Below are 17,401 nucleotides of genomic sequence, written 5' to 3'. Positions count from 1 at the left end.
ATACAAAAAATTATGTATCATGTTTAAAGGTTTAATGTTATAGAAAAGTGAAGGTGTAAACGTGATGCTGCGGTATTTTTTGCCTAATGAGCATGTCAAAAGCATTTTTGATATTACTCCGGAAGCCTTGAAAGAAAAAGGAATTAAAGGAATTATTACCGATCTTGATAATACGCTTATCGAATGGGACCGCCCGACGGCTACTCCAGATTTGGTGAAATGGTTCGAAAATATGCGAAATCATGGCATTCAAATCACGATTGTATCGAATAATAACGAAAAGCGGGTAAAATCGTTTGCAGAACCGTTAAATATCCCGTTTATTTTCGAGGCACGGAAACCGTTAACGCGCGCTTTTTGGCGGGCGTTACAGCTCATGAAATTAAAAAAAGAGGAAATTGTCGTCATTGGTGATCAATTATTGACAGATGTGTTAGGAGGAAATCGGTTTGGCGTACATACGATTTTAGTTGTGCCGGTTGCTGATACAGATGGATTTTTCACCCGCATTAATCGGAAAATTGAGCGGAAAATTTTAAATATGATGAAACGAAAAGGTATGATTTATTGGGAGGAATGAGTGTGGAACAACAACTGATTCGCTGCGTTGGATGTGGGGTACAAATTCAAACGGAGGATGAAAAGCAAATCGGGTATGCCCCCCCTGCTGCGCTGGAAAAGGAAACGGTTATTTGTCAACGTTGTTTTCGGCTAAAGCATTATAATGAGGTTCAAGACGTTTCGCTGGCAGATGATGATTTCTTAAAAATTTTACACGAAATTGGGAAGTCAGACGGTCTTGTCGTTAAAATTGTGGATATTTTTGATTTTAATGGCAGCTGGCTGCCAGGATTGCACCGTTTTGTCGGTAAAAACAATATTTTGCTTGTTGGAAATAAAGTGGATTTGCTGCCGAAATCGGTAAAATATCCGAAACTCATTCATTGGATGAAGAAATCAGCCAAGGATTTGGGATTAAAGCCAGTCGACGTGTTTTTAATAAGCGCTGAAAAAGGAATCGGCATGAAAAAAGTGATGGAAGCGATTGACCATTATCGCTTCGGGAAAGATGTGTATGTTGTTGGATGTACGAACGTAGGTAAATCTACGTTCATCAACCGGATTATAAAAGAAGTGACCGGCGAAGGGAATGTCATTACGACTTCGCATTTTCCGGGGACAACGCTCGATATGATTGAGATTCCGTTAGAAGACGGAGCAGTGATGTATGATACGCCGGGAATTATTAATCATCATCAAATGGCTCACTATGTAGACAAGAAAGATTTAAAAATAATCACGCCAAAAAAAGAAATTAAACCGAAAGTATACCAATTAAATGAAAGCCAGACGTTGTTTTTTGGCGGTCTTGCCCGTCTTGACTATGTAAAAGGGGGCCGGCGTTCGTTTGTTTGCTATTTCTCCAATGAATTAAACATTCATCGAACAAAACTTGAAAAGGCGGATCATTTATATGAAAAACAGCGCGGTGAATTGCTGCAGCCGCCGCGGGCAAGTTATATGGAGCAGTTTCCGCCGTTAGTCGCTCACTCTTTCACGATTAAAGAACCAAAAACGGATATTGTTTTTTCCGGTCTTGGCTGGGTGACATGCAATGAGCCGGGGGCACAAATCGTTGCCTACGTTCCAAAAGGAGTAAACGTCATTTTGCGGAAATCGTTAATTTAAAAATGTCAGGGGGAGAGGAAATGAGAAAACTATTTGGGGTGATTGGCTGTCCGATCCATCATTCAATGTCACCGCTTATGCATAACGATGCGTTTAAGCGAGCTGGCATTGATGCATATTATCATGCATTTCACGTCGAAAAAGAGCATCTGAAAGACGCGGTTCAGGGGATGAAGGCGCTTGGAATAGCCGGTTTTAATGTCACGATTCCTCATAAAACAGCGATTATTCCCTTTTTGGATGAAATCGATGAAATGGCCTTGCAAATCGGTGCGGTCAATACGGTTGTGAATGAAAATGGCCGTCTTATTGGCTATAATACCGACGGAGAGGGATTTGTCCGTGCATTATGCGAAGAGCTGAACATTAAACTGGAAGGAAAACACATTTTACTTATCGGCGCCGGCGGAGCAGCAAGAGGAATTTATTTTTCGCTTGCACGCAGTAAAGCGGCATGTATCGATCTCTGCAATCGCACGGTGAGTAAAGCAGAGGAACTGATTCATGAGAGAACCATTCCTGTTTTGTCGCGGGCTTATTCCATTCATGAGGCACAACAGTTGTTAGGGAATTACGATATTATCATCAATACAACATCAGTTGGAATGTATCCTAATGTAGAAGAGATGCCTCTTTCACTCGACAATTTAAGGAAGGGTACGGTTGTAAGTGATATTATATACAATCCGTTGGAAACAATGTTGTTAAAAGAGGCAAAGCGGTGCGGAGCAATCACGCAAAACGGTGTAGGAATGTTCGTTTATCAAGGAGCATTAGCGTTTGAAAAATGGACAGGCATTTTTCCTGATACAGCCAGAATGAAACAAATGGTTATTCAACAGCTGGGAGGTTAAAAAAACATGCTGACAGGTAAACAAAAACGGTTTTTGCGGGCAAAAGCCCATCATTTAAATCCCATTTTTCAAGTGGGAAAAGGGGGCGTTAACGAGAATATGATTAAACAAATCGTTGATGCCTTAGAAGCGCGTGAATTAATTAAAGTGAGCGTGCTGCAAAACTGTGAAGAGGACCGCGAAACGGTAGCGCGCCAATTAGCTGAAGGGGCGCAGGCGGAACTTGTACAAATTATCGGCAATGTCATCGTTTTATATAAAGAATCAAAAGAAAATAAGCAAATTGTGCTGCCAAGTTAATAAAAAGCACTTATGGGGAGGGAGAGAGGTGAAAAAAATCGGCATTTTCGGCGGAACATTTGACCCGCCGCATAACGGCCATTTATTAATGGCGAATGAAGTGTTAACATTTTTAGATTTGTCTGAAATATGGTTTATGCCAAACCGTATCCCTCCTCATAAACAAGGAAAAAAAGTAACGGACAGCTCGGATCGCTTGAAAATGCTTGAGTTAGCGATTAGCGATCATCCGCAGTTTAAAATTCAAACGATTGAACTGGAAAGAGAAGGCCCGTCTTATACGTATGAAACGATTTGCCAGATCAAACATATATATAAAAACTACGAATTTTATTTTATTATTGGTGCTGATATGGTTGAATATTTGCCGAATTGGTATAAAATTGATGAGCTCATGCAGCTTGTCACATTTGTCGGTGTTAAACGTCCGGGCTTTTCGCTTGAGACTTCTTATCCGATTATTGAAGTGGAAGTCCCGGAGTTTGGTGTCTCCTCTTCCTTAATTCGCAAGCGGATTCAAACAGGAAAAAGCATTAAATATTTAGTGCCGGAGAGCGTAAAATTATACATTGAGGAGAAGAAGTTATATGGAGCGACATGAAGCGTTGGAAATGGTTAAAAAACAACTAACGGAACATCGTTATCAGCATACAATCGGTGTCATGGAGACAGCCGTTGCCTTAGCAGAACAATATGGCGCTGACGTGAAAAAGGCGGAATTAGCGGCCATTTTCCATGATTATGCAAAATTTCGCCCGAAAGAAGAGATGAAGCGAATCATTTTAGAGCAAAATATGCCAAAAGATTTGCTTTTATATAATACAGAGCTTTGGCATGCACCGGTTGGGGCATATTTAGTCGAGAAAGAAGCAGGCATCAGCGATGTAGAAATATTAGATGCGATTCGCTATCATACATCAGGACGCCCTAATATGACGCTGCTTGAAAAAATCGTATATTTAGCTGATTATATTGAACCGGGACGCATTTTTCCGGGAGTGGACGAAGTCCGTGAATTGGCTAAGCAAGATTTAAATAAAGCGTTAATAAAAGCCCTGAAAAATACGATTCAATTTTTGATGAACAAAAATCAAACCATCTATCCTGATACGTTTTATACGTATAATTCATTAATTATGGAAGTGAAGGGGGAAGAAGCTAGATGACAGAACGTGAAATTTTAAGTGTAGCCGTAAAAGCCGCAGATGATAAAAAAGCAGAAGATATTGTGGCATTAAATATGAAGGGCATTTCCCTTGTTGCTGATTATTTTATGATTTGTCATGGCAACTCGGAAAAGCAAGTTCAGGCCATTGCGCGGGAAATTAAAGAAAAGGCAGAAGAACAGCAAATTCCTGTCAAACGTTTAGAAGGATTTGACGAAGCAAAGTGGATTTTAGTCGATTTAGGCGATGTTGTTGTCCATGTGTTTCATAAAGATGAACGCGCTTATTATAATTTAGAGCGCCTTTGGGGCGATGCACCGCTTGAGGATTTAGCGAGTGATTTACAGTAATGGCGTACGAACAATTTGCCTATTTGTACGACTATTTAATGAAGGATGCTCCGTATGAAGCATGGCGGGATTTTGTAAAAAGAAAAATAAAACAATACGGCCGAACCAGCTCTGCGCGTTTGCTTGATGTTGGCTGCGGTACGGGCGAGCTTTCGGTACGGCTTGCCCAAGACGGCTTTCAAGTAACAGGAATTGACTTGTCAGAAGATATGCTGACGGTTGCCCAAGCAAAGGCAGAGGAAAGCGGGGTACGGGTTGAATTTTTTCAGCAAAATATGACGGAACTAGAAGGATTTGCTCTATTTGATTGCGTCGTCATTTTTTGTGATTCTCTTAATTATTTGCAAAATGAAGCAGAAGTCAGACAAACATTTGCCCGTATTTATGAGCATCTGCATGACGGAGGCTTGTTCATGTTTGATGTTCATTCCATCTATAAGATGGAGCATCTGTTTGCGAATCAAACATTTGCAAACAATGAAGAGAAAATCAGTTATATTTGGAATTGTTTCCCTGGAGATGTTCCGTACAGTGTAGAACATGAGCTTACTTTCTTTGTTCAGCAGTCTAACGGTATGTATGAACGTTTCGATGAATGGCATATACAACGTACGTATGAGGTTGAGCGATATCAACAATGGCTTTTGTCCACTGGTTTTGAAGTGTTGGACATTAGCGCCGATTTTACCGGCGAATTTCCAACTGAAACATCAGAGAGAATTTTTTTCGTTGCTAAAAAATAAGGCTGTCCCTCAAGCAAAGTGTCAGACCCCGCAACACGATATTGTAAAAATAAGCTATATTGTGAATTGTGCGTGAGGTCAGACACTTACGGGTCAGCCCATTTTTTATGAAATGTAAGAAGGAATTTTCTCATCTTTATAGAATATTGCTATCGAATTGTTTTTTCACTTGTTCAATATCTTCGCGAAATTTTTCATGCGTTTTTTCAAAAATGTGTTCAAATATCTCCCCAAGCTCTTTTTCTAGAACTTGGATGCCTTCGCCTGTAATTCCTCCTTTTACGCACACTTTTTCTTGTAACGTCGGAAGGGTATATACTCTTTTTTTCAATAATTCCCCTAATCCGATAATCATGTCGCTTGCCAGCATCGTCGCTTGCTCTTTTGTAATGGCTGTTTTTTGCACAGCCGCTTCAATAAAGCGCTGTAGTAAATAACTAAAAAATGCTGGTCCGCAACTTGCAATGTCAGAAGCGATTCTTGTAATGTCTTCTGTGATATAGGAAGGTTGAGAAATTTTTTTAAATAAATGTTCGATATACATTCGGTAATGTGGTGCACATCGCTCGCTAAATGTAACAAGCGAACTGCCGGCAAGAGCCCGATTATTAATGCTTGGAATCACCCGCGCAACATAACAAGGAACAAGCGATTCGAGCTGTTTGACTGTAATCGGGCTTGTAATCGAAACGATGCAATGCTGCGCTGTTAAGCGGGAAGATAAGCGAACTAAAAGGGGGTGAATGTCCAACGGTTTGATGCATATAAAAATAAGCTCGGCTTGTTCAATCACTTCTTCTCCGCTTGAAACGACTTTCATTTCCAGATAGTTTTTTTGTATATCCATCGCCTTAGCAATCGTTCTGTTTGTAATCACAAGCTGGCTTGGCTCTACTGCTTTTGCTTCAATAAAAGCTTCAAGCAAAATTTTCCCCATGTTTCCCGTTCCAATAAACCCTATATTCACTAGTCAATCCTCCTTTACGAGAAACCGATGCTTCCCTTCTAAACGATATGTATGAGAAATAGTGCGTTTTTATGCTTAAATTGGAAAGGGTGGTGCAAAAAGTGGAGATGATAAAAAAATATAAAAAGCAGTTATACATTTTACTGTCATTGGCTGTTGTTGCGTTACTTTGGTTTACCCAAAAGCGATATGACGGTGAACAAAGGTTTTTAGGCGAAACAGTAGCTTCCAATGAAGCAATAGAAGTCGAGAAAGAAGAAAAAGGCGAAAAAACGGCTTCGACTATATTCGTAGATGTTAAGGGAGCGGTTGTTCATCAGGGCGTCTACGAAGTCGAAGAAACAGACCGGGTAAAAGATGTGATTGCCTTGGCAGGCGGGTTTACGAAGGAGGCAGACCAAACAAAGGTCAATCTTGCGGCGAAAGTTCATGACGAGATGGTCATCTATGTGCCCAAAGCCGGCGAAGAGGCAAGCGGTTCTGTCATTTCAGATTCAATAGCGGACGCGGCTGCAAACGAGGGAAAAGTGAACATTAATACAGCAACGTTGGAAGACCTCGAGCAGCTTCATGGCATCGGTCCAGCAAAAGCGGCGGCGATTATCACTTACCGCGAAGAGCATGGACCGTTTCAAAAAATAGAAGACTTATTAAATGTGACAGGGATTGGCGAGAAATCGCTGGAGAAAATAAAGGAACAAGTGGTTGTACGATAAATGAAATCCCGCTAAACTTATTGTTATAGCTAGCTTATTCATGCAAGGGGAGAGGCTTTATGGAGCGAATTACGTGGGATCAATATTTTATGGCACAAAGCCATTTGCTTGCGATGCGCAGCACGTGTACGCGCCTAGCTGTCGGTGCAACCATTGTGCGCGATAAACGAATTATTGCCGGCGGCTATAATGGCTCGATTGCCGGTGGTGCTCATTGCATTGACGAAGGCTGCTATGTTATTGATAATCACTGCGTCCGTACCATTCATGCAGAAATGAATGCGATTATTCAATGTGCAAAATTTGGCATACCGACAGAGGGAGCGGAAATATACGTCACCCATTTTCCATGCCTGCATTGTTGTAAAGCGATTATTCAAAGCGGCATTAAAGCGGTTTATTATGCGCAGGATTATAAAAATCACCCTTTTGCCATTGAACTTTTTAAACAAGCAAACGTTCATGTTGAACAAGTTCCATTTGATTCAACGAAAGTCATTTCTTTTTTAAATCAGTCATAAAACGAAGAGGCTGACCGATGCAAAGTGTCAGCCCTACAACACGATAGGACATAACATTGGATCAATAAACGATATATTGTGAATGCGTTTGAGGAGGTGTCTCATAAGAGTTTGACCTCACGTGCGTTTCACAATAAGTTCATTTATGCCGTATTATGGCTGTATATTGTGTTGTAAGGTCTGATCCTTCGCTTTTGAGTCAGCTTCTTGCAGCTTTCATATAAAAGGGGATTTCTGAAAGATGAAAGGAAATTTCATTTATATTGCTCTGTCCGCGATTTTCGGCATTCTTCTCGGTTACTTTTCTCTCCATGTTTATCCTCTTGTTTTCTCTTTGTTTTACTTCCTGTTTTTACTGTTTCGGAAACGAGATATCTTTTTGTTTTGTCTGGCGGCAATGTTCGTGTTTTATGCGTATTTTCTATATATAGATGGGAAAAACCGAACAATGCTGAAAGATACGATGACCCGATTTTCTGTCAGATTTGTTGCGCCTGTTACTATTGACGGCGACAGGTTAATAGGGACGGCAGAAACGGCAAAGCGGGAAAAAGTAAAGATCAGCTATCGCATTCGTTCGCAGGAAGAAAAGCAGAAATTGTCGCTTCTGTCAGTTGGAATGATGTGTTCATTTGCAGGAGTGTTAGAAGCACCGGAAGCAGCAAGAAATCCTTACGCTTTTAATTATAAAAAATATTTATATTTTCAACGCATTCATTGGCTGCTGAAACCTCATACTCTTTCTTTAGACAGCTGCCGTCCTACTCCTCTCAGCTTCCGTGAAAAGCTCATAGCGGTAAGACAAAAAGGAACGGCCTATATTGAACAACATTTTCCTCCAGCGACAATCGGTATTGTCCAGGCGCTCGTCTACGGTGAACGCGAACAGATGAGCGAAACTATTCTTGAAGGATATCAAAAGCTTGGTTTAATCCATCTTTTAGCGATTTCCGGACTGCATGTAACCATGTTAACCGGTATGAGTTTTTTTCTGGCCATCCGTGCCGGAATGACTAGAGAAACAGCTGCGCTGCTCCTCATTTTTCTTTTGCCTCTGTATACCGTTCTGACAGGCGCTTCTCCTTCAGTTATGCGCGCTTCGTTCATGGCCGGAATTGTGTTAATCAGCCTGAAATGGCCGGCGAAACTGCTTCCGATTGATTCGCTGAGCGCAACATGTGTCATTATGCTGCTATTGAATCCTTATTCTTTATTTCAAGCAGGCTTTCAGCTATCCTTTATTGCCACTTTAGGGCTTATTTTATCTTCTCATACGATTTTGCAGCAATCTTCTCCTTTGCTTCAGTTAGTGTCAACAACAGTCATTGCCCAACTTAGTTCGCTTCCGCTTCTCTTATATCATTTTTTTGAAATTTCTCTTCTCAGCTTTCCGCTAAATATCGTTTTTGTTCCATTGTATTCGTTCATTATTTTACCGTTATCGCTCGTTTCATTAATCAGTCATTATTTATTGGCGCCCGCCGGTGAATTATTCATTTTTATGCTCGAGAAAATATTGCTTTTGACGAATCAACTCGTTGAATTTTTTGCTTTTCATTCCTCTTTCTCATTGATATTTGGACGTCCGTCTCCGCCGTTATTGTTTTGTTATTGTGCAGCGATTTTATTTGTTTTTGTCGAGTTTGAAAAAATGAATCAAGGATGGCGAAAATATAAAGGAGTATTTTTTCTGCTGTGCGTTATCATTATTGATTGGTTCACTCCTTATTTTGATCGTTATGGAGAGGTTGTTTTGCTTGACGTAGGACAGGGAGATTGTATTTATATTGAGCTGCCATATCGAAAAGGAGTGTATTTAATTGATACAGGCGGTGTCGTTTCTTTTTCGGAACCGTCTTGGCGAAAACGGAAAGATGAATTTGAAGTCGGAGCTGATATCGTTGTTCCATTTTTAAAGGCAAAAGGAGTATCGAGACTTGATAAGTTAATTATTACGCATGGTGATTATGATCATATGGGGGCAGCGCAAACGATCATTGAACAAACAAACGTAAAGGAATTGCTTATTGGAACGGGAGGAAATGAAGATCAATTGCAAGAAAAGCTGGTAAAAACAGCAAAACGCCACCATGTTTCTGTAAGAGAAATAAGTCGCGGGGAAAAATGGAGTGCAGCCGGCATCTCATTTTATGTATTGTCACCGTCAAAGACAGAAAGTGAAGCGGGCAAAAACAATCGCTCCATTGTTTTATATACAAATTTAGGCGGGTTGACCTGGCTGTTTACAGGTGATTTAGAAGAAAGCGGAGAGCAGGAACTTCTTCATGCATTCCCAAGCCTGCGTGCTGATGTGCTGAAAGTAGGCCACCATGGCAGCGATACATCGACTTCGGAAGCATTGTTAAAGCGAATACAACCTAAAATTGCACTCATCTCTGTAGGCAAGCATAATCGCTATCAGCATCCGCATGAAACGGTCATTCAACGCCTTCAGTCATATAATATCACCGTTTTACGTACAGATTGGCATGGCGCCATTCAATTTATGTATACGAAAAAATTTGGAACCTTTACGACTGTGCTGCCATAGCATATGAATAACAAAACGTATCGAAGCAGGGCATAAAAAAGAAGCTGGCCCGAAAACAAAGTGTCAGACAGCACAACCACCAATATATAGTGCATAACGTTCAATGATAGCAACTATATGCGATGGATTTCGCATGAGGTCGGACACTTTTGGGTCAGCTCCTTCTGACTGAACCTCTGCACGACGGAAGCTGGCAGGTTCTAGCGACTTAAGAGTTTCTTCTGTATCTGTCTGCAGATACTCATTCTTGTTCCACTAGACTTTCATGAACAAGGACTCCCCATGAATCCATTCACGCTCTGCCGATCCGGTTCAAAACCGTTTCGACCACTTCATTCTAGGCTTTAGTGGTTCTACGCTCCAAAAAACTTAACTAATGTTGCGATGATAAACATCGTTGCGAAGAATCCAAATGAAACAATGAATCCAACCGCAGAGTCTACTGCGTCATTTCGTTTGCAACTGACATTTTTTTCAAACTCGTTCATTTGCTACCCCTCCTCACGCAATCATTAATTAGTATAAGCGAAAAAATAAAAAAAATCTATACGGCATTGTCCATTTCCTTCGTTGACAAGAGTTGTCACAAATAGTTCAGCTTCAGCCGGAAAAACTAACAATAACCGTTGATGACTAAGATTCCTGGGACTTAGTGATCGACGTTTATATAAATGGGGAGCGGCTTCTTTCGGTTAGCTGGTCCCCTTGTAAAAGTTGAGGAAACGTTGTATCTTACATAATGAACGGTTTTGATCATGAAATGGAGCAGAGAACAATGATGATTGATTTTTGGAGAAAAATTAAAAAGGGACACCTTTCTCCCATTTATTTATTATACGGCACCGAACCGTTTTTAATTAACGAAACGCATCATTTAATCATTCAGTCAGCGGTTCGTGAAGAAGAGAGAGAGTTCAATTTATCGGTTTATGACTGCGAAGAAACGCCGGTTGAAATCGCACTTGAAGATGCGGAAACGTTGCCGTTTTTCGGCGATAAAAAAGTAGTATTAGTGAAAAATCCTTATTTTTTGACAGCGGAAAAAGGAAAAGAAAAAATTGAACATAATATGAAACGATTGGAACAATACATAGAAGAGCCATCTCCATTTTCTGTTGTTATTTTTACTGGATTGTATGAGAAGCTCGATGAGAGAAAAAAAATGACGAAGATGTTGCTGAAACGTGCGGAAGTGTTTGCGGCGTCACCGTTAAACGAACAAGAAATAAGACAGTGGATTGCCGAATATCTTCGCGCTTCGAACGTGACCATTCAAGAAGAAGCCGTTGATTTGTTATTACAGCTTGCGGGAACGGCTTTGACGATATTGACAAATGAACTGAATAAGCTAGCTTTGTTTGTCGGCTACGGTGGTACAATCACAGAAGAAACCGTGCGGCTGCTTGTTCCCCGTTCACTCGAACAAAATGTTTTTGTATTGATTGAAAAGGTTGTACAGCGTAAATTACATGAAGCATTCCGCACTTTTTATGATTTGCTGCAAAATAATGAAGAGCCGATTAAGATTTTAGCGTTGCTTGCCAATCAATTTCGCCTTATTTATCACGCAAAAGGCTTAGCAGCCAAAGGATATGGCCAACAGCAAATCGCATCGCTGTTAAAAGTGCATCCGTTTCGTGTGAAAATGGCGTTAGAACAGGCGAAATTGTTTTCGCTTGAGGAGTTAATGAGAATTATCAATGATTTAGCGGAAGCAGATTATCAGATGAAAGCGGGATTGATGGATAAGCGTTTAGTTGTTGAGTTGTTTTTAATGAAATTAAGCGAAGGGCGGTAAAGCGATCCGCTCTTTTTTTGTTTTCAAAGTAACAAAGTTTCAGAGCTGACCGCGGCGCTTCCTCTTTTCTAGTCGTCTAGCTCGGCTCGCAACGTGTCAACTGCTTGAATCAACATCTTCGCTGACATGCGCCGAGTAATCGCAGGCGCAGCTAGTGGAAAATAACCTTCCTCCGTCGAAATGCAAGCATTTCTCGTCGGAAGAACATTTTCCATACGGCGTTAGGCGCTCGCCTCCGCTTTTCTAGTTGTCTAGCTTCAGCGCCTAGCTCTCTGTGCCAAATAACCTTCCCCCTCGAAGTGACAAGCACTTCTGCGGGTGAAGAACATTTGGCCTCGAGAGCTACCCTCGGCGCTTCCGCTTTTCTAAATAAAAAACGACCCTTTGCAAAGGATCGTTTTATCATGATTAAGCAAGAATGCTGTTTAATTTTTTCGCTAAACGAGATTTATGGCGGCTTGCTGCATTTTTGTGGATTAAACCTTTGCTTGCCGCTTTGTCAATTTTTTTAGAAGCAATGATAAACGCAGCTTGTGCTTTCTCAACATCTTTTGCTTCTACAAGCGCTTCAAATTTTTTGATGGCAGTGCGCATCGCAGATTTTTGTGAAGCGTTTTGTGCGCGGCGCTTGTTGCTCGTTTTTACGCGTTTAATAGCAGATTTAATATTTGGCATTATTTTCACCTCCGTAATGCTGTCGAGAATATGATAAGCTCGATTGTTCACGATCGAATGAACTTATTAAGAACAAAAGTTATTCTATCAAACTGATTTCAATTATGCAATACTAATCCGTTGAAAATACTTACTCTCTTTCCAAAACGGCAAGAATGAAAAACAGTGAAAACGGTGAAAATACATAAAAATGACAGTTTTGAGGTGGAAAACGATGACGAATTCACTTGATTTAAGCATGTATTCTGTGAGAACCGATTTAGCGGTTGAAGCGCATGAAATAGCTGTTGAAGAACGGCTGGAACAAAAGCGCGAAACTCATTCGCATATTGAAGGGGTGATTATTCAAAACCACGAACTAGATGGGATTCATCTTTCATATGTAGAGGTAACGGAGCAAGGAGCAAAATCCATTGGCAAAAAAGCAGGAATTTACTTAACGATTGAGGCGCAAGGAATTCGTGAACATGATACGGAGCTGCAAAGAAAGGTAGAGAAAGTATTTGCGAAAGAATTGATTGCATTTTTAAAAAAAATAAATATTCCTGGAGATGCAAGCTGTCTTGTTGTCGGGCTTGGAAATGAGCATGTAACACCGGATGCTCTTGGGCCGTTGACTGTTGAAAACTTGCTTATTACAAGGCACTTATTTCATCTTCAGCCAGAAAGTGTTGAGGACGGCTTTCGTTCTGTTAGTGCCATTGCCCCGGGGGTAATGGGGATGACGGGAATTGAAACAAGCGATATTATCCGCGGGATCGTTGAAAAAGCAAAGCCAGATTTCGTTATCGCAATTGATGCATTGGCAGCGCGCTCGCTTGAAAGAGTTAATGCAACGATTCAAATTTCTGATACAGGCATCCATCCCGGATCAGGAGTTGGAAATAAGAGAAAAGAGTTGAGCAAAGAGACGCTCGGTATTCCTGTTATTGCGATTGGTGTTCCTACCGTCGTTGATGCAGTATCGATTACGAGCGATACAATTGATTTTATGCTGAAGCACTTTGGCAGAGAAATGAAAGAAGGAAACCGCCCAGCCAATGCGCTTGCACCAGCAGGATTGGCGTTTGGTGAACGAAAAGTATTGACAGAAGAAGACATGCCAGGCAAGCAACATCGTTCTGCTTTTCTCGGGATGATTGGAACGTTAAGTGATGAAGAAAAGCGAAAATTGATTCATGAAGTCTTAGCACCTCTCGGCCATAATCTTATGGTCACACCGAAAGAGGTAGATATGTTTATTGAAGATATGGCGAATATTCTCGCAAGCGGACTCAACGCGGCTCTTCATAACGATGTGGATCAATATAATACAGGTGCATATACCCATTAATGAAAAACGTGCAAACATGTTCTATCTTTTCTAGCTTCGTCATACTGTTAAATTAGTAGACAAGCTTGGAAAGGGTGAGAACATGAGAAGATTTCGCTCTGAGCAAATGATTATCACGGTGAATGGGACAAGCATCAAAAAAATGGTCATGTTGGCGATTTTAGGGGTTATGATGATGTTTACAGTTGTTGGGGCGATGACATCATTAAAGCCCGAATATCGAATCACATCTTCCTCGGTGAATAATATAGCAACTTATTTTCCCGGGGAAGCTTTTGTTCAGTTGCTTAGTTTTGAAAATCATTATTTTTCGCAAGTGTTGCCTGAGGAAAAAAGGAAACCTAAGTATTCTTCAATGATGTTTGAAATGATGACAAGTGTTAATCTGGAAGATCCCCGCAGTTTGCTGGGCAGTGAACTCCCGGGGTTTTCGATTTTTGATAGCGAAATTATTGTTGCAGGTGAGGGATTGGATTATACAAATATGCCATACGAGTCTGCGCCGCCGCTTGAAGTGATGCTTGCCGAGCGCGAAGCCTCTGTTGAAAGCTTAGGACAGGCAGAGAAATCGAGTGAAGCAAAGCCGGTGCCGCCCCCTAAAATGACAACAAACGGAAAAAAAGTGATCTATATTTATCATACTCATACCCATGAATCATATTTACCTGCTTTGAAAGGAGTAACTGATTTGAATGCTGCCTTTCATCCAACGGTCAATGTAACGAAAGTGGGGGAAAAGCTCGCGGAGGAAATGGAGAAGCGGGGAATTGGCGCCGAAGTAAATACGGAGGATTTTATCGATAAATTAGTAAAAAACGGAATGAAATATTATCAAGCGTATGATGTGTCAAGAAAAACGGTAGAGGAGGCGATGACAAAAAATCGTGACTTACAATATTTCATTGACATTCATCGCGATACCCGGCGCAGAAATAACACAACAGTTACTATTAATGGAAGTGATTATGCACGAATTGTATTTATTATCGGTGGAAACAATGCAAAATATGAGAAGAACTTGCAAATTGCCAAAGATCTTCATGAATTGTTACAGCAAAAATATCCTGGCCTTAGCAAGGGAATTATTCAGAAAAAAGGAGCAGGGACGAACGGAAAGTTCAATCAAGATTTATCAGAAAATGCCATTTTAATTGAATTTGGTGGCGTAGACAATACATTTGAAGAATTGTTCCGTACCGCTTCGGCTGTTGCCGATGTATTTAGCGAGTATTACTGGCAAGCGGAAAAGGTGCAATCCCCACCACCTAAACAAAAGCAATAAACAAAAAACTTCACAAGGGAGCAGCAGGGTAATGATCAAATTTACTGTTTATTTTTCTTTAGCAGCTGTGATTTTATTCGTTGGAGTTTTACTAGGGATGCAGCAAGCAAATAAAGGATTGAAGCAAATGAAAGGGTACGCTGATCCTTCGTTTCAAGAGGTGATTCGTTTGTCAGAGGATGATAAAGGGGAAATAGAAGCTTCGATTATGGGAAATACAATCAAAAGTGAAGATTTGGAGGATAAAAAGAAAAAATTAGAAGAAATGAAAACGTTTAATATATTTTCCGAATTTGGCAAACAATTAGCTGATGGAGTTCGCTACGGAATGAAGCAATTGCTTCATATCGCCGGCCAATTATTTCATGATGAACAATAAAAGTCGGGACATCCCGGCTTTTATTTTATGAAACTGAAAAAATGAATATGAAAGCTACGGCTTTGTTGCGCTCACCAAGTTTTCTCTACACTGGAACATTTCTTATTTAGCTGTTGTAAGGCCATGATCTGCTTTTTCATATTTATCTCATTGAATCTTGCTCATTGTGTTGCTATAATCAAAGCTAGTGTAGTTTCGGGATGATAGTAGGAGTGAAAAAACATGAATCGTGAAGAAAGACTAAAAAGACGAGAGAAAATCCGTAATTTTTCCATTATTGCCCATATTGACCATGGAAAATCAACACTAGCTGACCGTATTCTTGAAAAGACAGGTGCGCTGTCAGAACGTGAAATGAAAGACCAAATGCTGGATTCAATGGAGTTAGAGCGCGAGCGCGGTATTACGATTAAATTAAATGCCGTTCAACTGAAATATAAAGCAAAAGATGGAGAAGAGTATATTTTCCATCTAATTGACACGCCGGGACATGTCGATTTTACGTATGAAGTGTCACGCAGTTTGGCGGCTTGCGAAGGGGCCATCCTTGTCGTTGATGCTGCGCAAGGAATCGAGGCGCAGACGCTGGCGAACGTCTATTTAGCTTTAGATAACAACTTGGAAATTTTACCTGTTATTAATAAAATTGATTTGCCTAGCGCAGAACCGGAGCGCGTTCGCCAGGAAATTGAAGATGTGATTGGGTTAGATGCCTCAGAAGCGGTACTCGCTTCAGCAAAAGTCGGAATTGGAATCGAAGAAATTCTTGAGCAAATCGTTGAAAAAATTCCAGCTCCATCGGGTGACCCTGATGCGCCGTTAAAAGCGTTGATTTTCGACTCTTTATATGATTCTTACCGCGGCGTTGTTGCCTATATTCGCGTTGTTGAAGGAACGGTAAAGCCGGGGCAAAAAATTAAAATGATGTCAACAGGGAAAGAATTTGAAGTCGTGGAAGTCGGCGTATTTACACCAAAACCAAAATTAGTGGATGAACTTACTGTCGGCGATGTAGGGTTTTTAACGGCGTCTATTAAAAATGTGAGCGACACGCGCGTCGGCGATACGATTACAGACGCAGAAAACCCTGCCGATGAGCCGCTTCCGGGTTACCGTCGCTTAAATCCGATGGTCTTTTGCGGCATGTATCCGATTGATACGGCACGCTATAATGATTTACGTGAAGCGTTGGAAAAATTGCAGCTAAATGATGCAGCGTTGCAATTCGAACCGGAGACGTCGCAAGCGCTCGGTTTTGGTTTCCGTTGCGGTTTCCTCGGATTATTGCACATGGAAATTATTCAAGAGCGAATTGAGCGCGAATTTAATATTGACTTAATTACGACGGCGCCAAGCGTTATTTATAAAGTATATTTAACGGACGGCACGGAAGTTCAAGTCGATAACCCATCTAACATGCCGGACCCGCAAAAAATTGAACGCGTTGAGGAGCCGTATGTTAAAGCAACCATTATGGTTCCGAATGACTATGTCGGCTCTGTGATGGAATTATGCCAAAGTAAACGCGGCAATTTTGTTGACATGCAATATTTAGACGAGAAGCGCGTCAGCTTAATTTACGAAATTCCGTTATCGGAAATTGTTTATGATTTCTTTGACACCTTAAAATCAAGCACAAAAGGCTATGCTTCATTTGATTACGAGTTAATTGGTTACAAGCCTTCTAAGCTTGTGAAGATGGATATTCTTCTTAATGGTGAAAAAGTCGATGCATTGTCGTTTATCGTTCACCGCGACTCTGCTTATGAGCGCGGCAAAGTGATTGTTGAAAAGTTAAAAGATTTAATTCCGCGCCAGCAGTTCGAAGTACCGGTTCAAGCGGCAATTGGCAACAAAATTATTGCCCGTTCAACCATTAAAGCGTTGCGGAAGAACGTGCTTGCGAAATGTTACGGCGGTGACGTTTCCCGTAAACGTAAGCTTCTTGAAAAGCAAAAAGAAGGGAAAAAGCGCATGAAGCAAGTCGGTTCCGTTGAAGTGCCGCAAGAAGCGTTCATGGCGGTATTAAAGATCGATGACAAAAAATAAAACGGTAAAATAGAGGCTGATCCAATTG

General features: G+C 40.9%; 19 protein-coding genes. 16 read left to right on the top strand and 3 right to left on the bottom strand.

Annotated elements, in window-relative coordinates; all coding sequences use genetic code 11:
• The first annotated feature begins 64 nt into the window (after nucleotides 1-64).
• Genes B0I26_RS04680 through B0I26_RS04645 form a run of 8 tightly spaced genes read left to right on the top strand, consistent with a single transcriptional unit; the run spans nucleotide 65 to nucleotide 5,102 of the window.
• Entirely contained in the window at nucleotides 65-580 is a 516-nt protein-coding gene (locus B0I26_RS04680) for a YqeG family HAD IIIA-type phosphatase (RefSeq protein WP_111644298.1), read from the top strand.
• Nucleotides 577-1,689, top strand: a complete 1,113-nt coding sequence (gene yqeH, locus B0I26_RS04675; protein ID WP_111644297.1) for a ribosome biogenesis GTPase YqeH — start codon at nucleotides 577-579, stop codon at nucleotides 1,687-1,689. The genes B0I26_RS04680 and yqeH overlap by 4 nt, the downstream gene beginning before the upstream one ends.
• Before the next feature lie 20 nt (nucleotides 1,690-1,709).
• Nucleotides 1,710-2,543: a shikimate dehydrogenase gene (gene aroE, locus B0I26_RS04670; RefSeq protein ID WP_111644296.1), complete on the top strand. Its 834-nt coding sequence runs from the start codon at nucleotides 1,710-1,712 to the stop codon at nucleotides 2,541-2,543.
• A 6-nt stretch (nucleotides 2,544-2,549) separates the two neighbouring features.
• Entirely contained in the window at nucleotides 2,550-2,843 is a 294-nt protein-coding gene (yhbY, locus tag B0I26_RS04665) for a ribosome assembly RNA-binding protein YhbY (protein WP_111644295.1), read from the top strand.
• 28 nt (nucleotides 2,844-2,871) lie between these two features.
• Nucleotides 2,872-3,444 carry a nicotinate-nucleotide adenylyltransferase gene (locus B0I26_RS04660; RefSeq protein ID WP_111644294.1) on the top strand — a complete coding sequence of 191 codons (573 nt, stop codon included), beginning with the start codon at nucleotides 2,872-2,874 and terminating at the stop codon, nucleotides 3,442-3,444.
• Nucleotides 3,431-4,009 (top strand): bis(5'-nucleosyl)-tetraphosphatase (symmetrical) YqeK, encoded by a 579-nt coding sequence (yqeK, locus tag B0I26_RS04655; protein WP_111644293.1) that lies wholly within the window; start codon nucleotides 3,431-3,433, stop codon nucleotides 4,007-4,009. Before B0I26_RS04660 ends, yqeK begins: the two co-directional genes overlap by 14 nt.
• Nucleotides 4,006-4,359 carry a ribosome silencing factor gene (gene rsfS / locus B0I26_RS04650; RefSeq protein WP_111644292.1) on the top strand — a complete coding sequence of 118 codons (354 nt, stop codon included), beginning with the start codon at nucleotides 4,006-4,008 and terminating at the stop codon, nucleotides 4,357-4,359. The genes yqeK and rsfS overlap by 4 nt, the downstream gene beginning before the upstream one ends.
• Nucleotides 4,359-5,102: a class I SAM-dependent DNA methyltransferase gene (locus tag B0I26_RS04645; RefSeq protein ID WP_111644291.1), complete on the top strand. Its 744-nt coding sequence runs from the start codon at nucleotides 4,359-4,361 to the stop codon at nucleotides 5,100-5,102. Before rsfS ends, B0I26_RS04645 begins: the two co-directional genes overlap by 1 nt.
• A 136-nt stretch (nucleotides 5,103-5,238) precedes the next feature.
• On the opposite strand, the gene comER is transcribed toward B0I26_RS04645, so the two are convergent.
• Nucleotides 5,239-6,069: a late competence protein ComER gene (gene comER, locus B0I26_RS04640; RefSeq protein ID WP_111644290.1), complete on the bottom strand. Its 831-nt coding sequence runs from the start codon at nucleotides 6,067-6,069 to the stop codon at nucleotides 5,239-5,241.
• A 107-nt stretch (nucleotides 6,070-6,176) separates the two neighbouring features.
• Here comER and B0I26_RS04635 point away from each other — a divergent pair, with 107 nt between their 5' ends.
• From B0I26_RS04635 to B0I26_RS04625, 3 genes are all read left to right on the top strand, one after another.
• Nucleotides 6,177-6,785: a helix-hairpin-helix domain-containing protein gene (locus tag B0I26_RS04635; protein ID WP_111644335.1), complete on the top strand. Its 609-nt coding sequence runs from the start codon at nucleotides 6,177-6,179 to the stop codon at nucleotides 6,783-6,785.
• 59 nt (nucleotides 6,786-6,844) lie between these two features.
• Complete coding sequence (locus B0I26_RS04630) at nucleotides 6,845-7,306, top strand: ComE operon protein 2 (RefSeq protein WP_111644289.1); 462 nt, start codon at nucleotides 6,845-6,847, stop codon at nucleotides 7,304-7,306.
• Between the two features lie 241 nt (nucleotides 7,307-7,547).
• Nucleotides 7,548-9,857 carry a DNA internalization-related competence protein ComEC/Rec2 gene (locus tag B0I26_RS04625; RefSeq protein ID WP_111644288.1) on the top strand — a complete coding sequence of 770 codons (2,310 nt, stop codon included), beginning with the start codon at nucleotides 7,548-7,550 and terminating at the stop codon, nucleotides 9,855-9,857.
• A 353-nt stretch (nucleotides 9,858-10,210) separates the two neighbouring features.
• Here B0I26_RS04625 and B0I26_RS04620 read toward each other — a convergent pair whose 3' ends face one another.
• On the bottom strand, nucleotides 10,211-10,345 hold the full coding sequence (locus B0I26_RS04620) for a YqzM family protein (RefSeq protein ID WP_111644287.1): 135 nt from the start codon (nucleotides 10,343-10,345) through the stop codon (nucleotides 10,211-10,213).
• A 287-nt stretch (nucleotides 10,346-10,632) separates the two neighbouring features.
• On the opposite strand from B0I26_RS04620, the gene holA reads away from it, so the two are divergent.
• Complete coding sequence (gene holA / locus B0I26_RS04615) at nucleotides 10,633-11,655, top strand: DNA polymerase III subunit delta (RefSeq protein WP_111644334.1); 1,023 nt, start codon at nucleotides 10,633-10,635, stop codon at nucleotides 11,653-11,655.
• Nucleotides 11,656-12,063: 408 nt separating this feature from the next.
• Here the strand turns inward: holA and rpsT are convergent, their stop codons facing one another.
• Nucleotides 12,064-12,330, bottom strand: a complete 267-nt coding sequence (gene rpsT, locus B0I26_RS04610; protein WP_111644286.1) for a 30S ribosomal protein S20 — start codon at nucleotides 12,328-12,330, stop codon at nucleotides 12,064-12,066.
• 214 nt (nucleotides 12,331-12,544) lie between these two features.
• Here rpsT and gpr point away from each other — a divergent pair, with 214 nt between their 5' ends.
• The 4 genes from gpr to lepA all read left to right on the top strand — a co-directional run bounded on the left by gpr (nucleotide 12,545) and on the right by lepA (nucleotide 17,373).
• The gene (gene gpr / locus B0I26_RS04605; protein WP_111644285.1) at nucleotides 12,545-13,663 is read left to right on the top strand and encodes a GPR endopeptidase; all 1,119 of its coding nucleotides are present in this window, start codon (nucleotides 12,545-12,547) and stop codon (nucleotides 13,661-13,663) included.
• Between the two features lie 82 nt (nucleotides 13,664-13,745).
• Nucleotides 13,746-14,945 carry a stage II sporulation protein P gene (gene spoIIP / locus B0I26_RS04600; protein WP_111644284.1) on the top strand — a complete coding sequence of 400 codons (1,200 nt, stop codon included), beginning with the start codon at nucleotides 13,746-13,748 and terminating at the stop codon, nucleotides 14,943-14,945.
• Between the two features lie 31 nt (nucleotides 14,946-14,976).
• The gene (locus B0I26_RS04595) at nucleotides 14,977-15,324 is read left to right on the top strand and encodes a YqxA family protein (RefSeq protein ID WP_111644283.1); all 348 of its coding nucleotides are present in this window, start codon (nucleotides 14,977-14,979) and stop codon (nucleotides 15,322-15,324) included.
• Nucleotides 15,325-15,546: 222 nt separating this feature from the next.
• On the top strand, nucleotides 15,547-17,373 hold the full coding sequence (gene lepA, locus B0I26_RS04590) for a translation elongation factor 4 (protein WP_111644282.1): 1,827 nt from the start codon (nucleotides 15,547-15,549) through the stop codon (nucleotides 17,371-17,373).
• The last annotated feature ends 28 nt before the right edge of the window (nucleotides 17,374-17,401 follow it).

The organism is Paranoxybacillus vitaminiphilus (genome assembly GCF_003259935.1).
GTDB classification, from domain to species: Bacteria; Bacillota; Bacilli; order Bacillales; family Anoxybacillaceae; genus Paranoxybacillus; species Paranoxybacillus vitaminiphilus.
This window is presented reverse-complemented; position numbering and strand designations above follow the sequence as displayed.

What these genes read in the sequence shown, in the direction of transcription:
- B0I26_RS04595 (WP_111644283.1), top strand. Translation starts at nt 14,977, where the DNA reads ATGATCAAATTTACTGTTTATTTTTCTTTAGCAGCTGTGATTTTATTC.
- rpsT (WP_111644286.1), bottom strand. Translation starts at nt 12,330, where the DNA reads ATGCCAAATATTAAATCTGCTATTAAACGCGTAAAAACGAGCAACAAG.
- gpr (WP_111644285.1), top strand. Translation starts at nt 12,545, where the DNA reads ATGACGAATTCACTTGATTTAAGCATGTATTCTGTGAGAACCGATTTA.
- B0I26_RS04680 (WP_111644298.1), top strand. Translation starts at nt 65, where the DNA reads ATGCTGCGGTATTTTTTGCCTAATGAGCATGTCAAAAGCATTTTTGAT.
- B0I26_RS04620 (WP_111644287.1), bottom strand. Translation starts at nt 10,345, where the DNA reads ATGAACGAGTTTGAAAAAAATGTCAGTTGCAAACGAAATGACGCAGTA.
- lepA (WP_111644282.1), top strand. Translation starts at nt 15,547, where the DNA reads ATGAATCGTGAAGAAAGACTAAAAAGACGAGAGAAAATCCGTAATTTT.
- B0I26_RS04645 (WP_111644291.1), top strand. Translation starts at nt 4,359, where the DNA reads ATGGCGTACGAACAATTTGCCTATTTGTACGACTATTTAATGAAGGAT.
- aroE (WP_111644296.1), top strand. Translation starts at nt 1,710, where the DNA reads ATGAGAAAACTATTTGGGGTGATTGGCTGTCCGATCCATCATTCAATG.
- rsfS (WP_111644292.1), top strand. Translation starts at nt 4,006, where the DNA reads ATGACAGAACGTGAAATTTTAAGTGTAGCCGTAAAAGCCGCAGATGAT.
- B0I26_RS04625 (WP_111644288.1), top strand. Translation starts at nt 7,548, where the DNA reads ATGAAAGGAAATTTCATTTATATTGCTCTGTCCGCGATTTTCGGCATT.
- B0I26_RS04635 (WP_111644335.1), top strand. Translation starts at nt 6,177, where the DNA reads ATGATAAAAAAATATAAAAAGCAGTTATACATTTTACTGTCATTGGCT.
- spoIIP (WP_111644284.1), top strand. Translation starts at nt 13,746, where the DNA reads ATGAGAAGATTTCGCTCTGAGCAAATGATTATCACGGTGAATGGGACA.
- yhbY (WP_111644295.1), top strand. Translation starts at nt 2,550, where the DNA reads ATGCTGACAGGTAAACAAAAACGGTTTTTGCGGGCAAAAGCCCATCAT.
- B0I26_RS04630 (WP_111644289.1), top strand. Translation starts at nt 6,845, where the DNA reads ATGGAGCGAATTACGTGGGATCAATATTTTATGGCACAAAGCCATTTG.
- holA (WP_111644334.1), top strand. Translation starts at nt 10,633, where the DNA reads ATGATGATTGATTTTTGGAGAAAAATTAAAAAGGGACACCTTTCTCCC.
- yqeK (WP_111644293.1), top strand. Translation starts at nt 3,431, where the DNA reads ATGGAGCGACATGAAGCGTTGGAAATGGTTAAAAAACAACTAACGGAA.
- yqeH (WP_111644297.1), top strand. Translation starts at nt 577, where the DNA reads ATGAGTGTGGAACAACAACTGATTCGCTGCGTTGGATGTGGGGTACAA.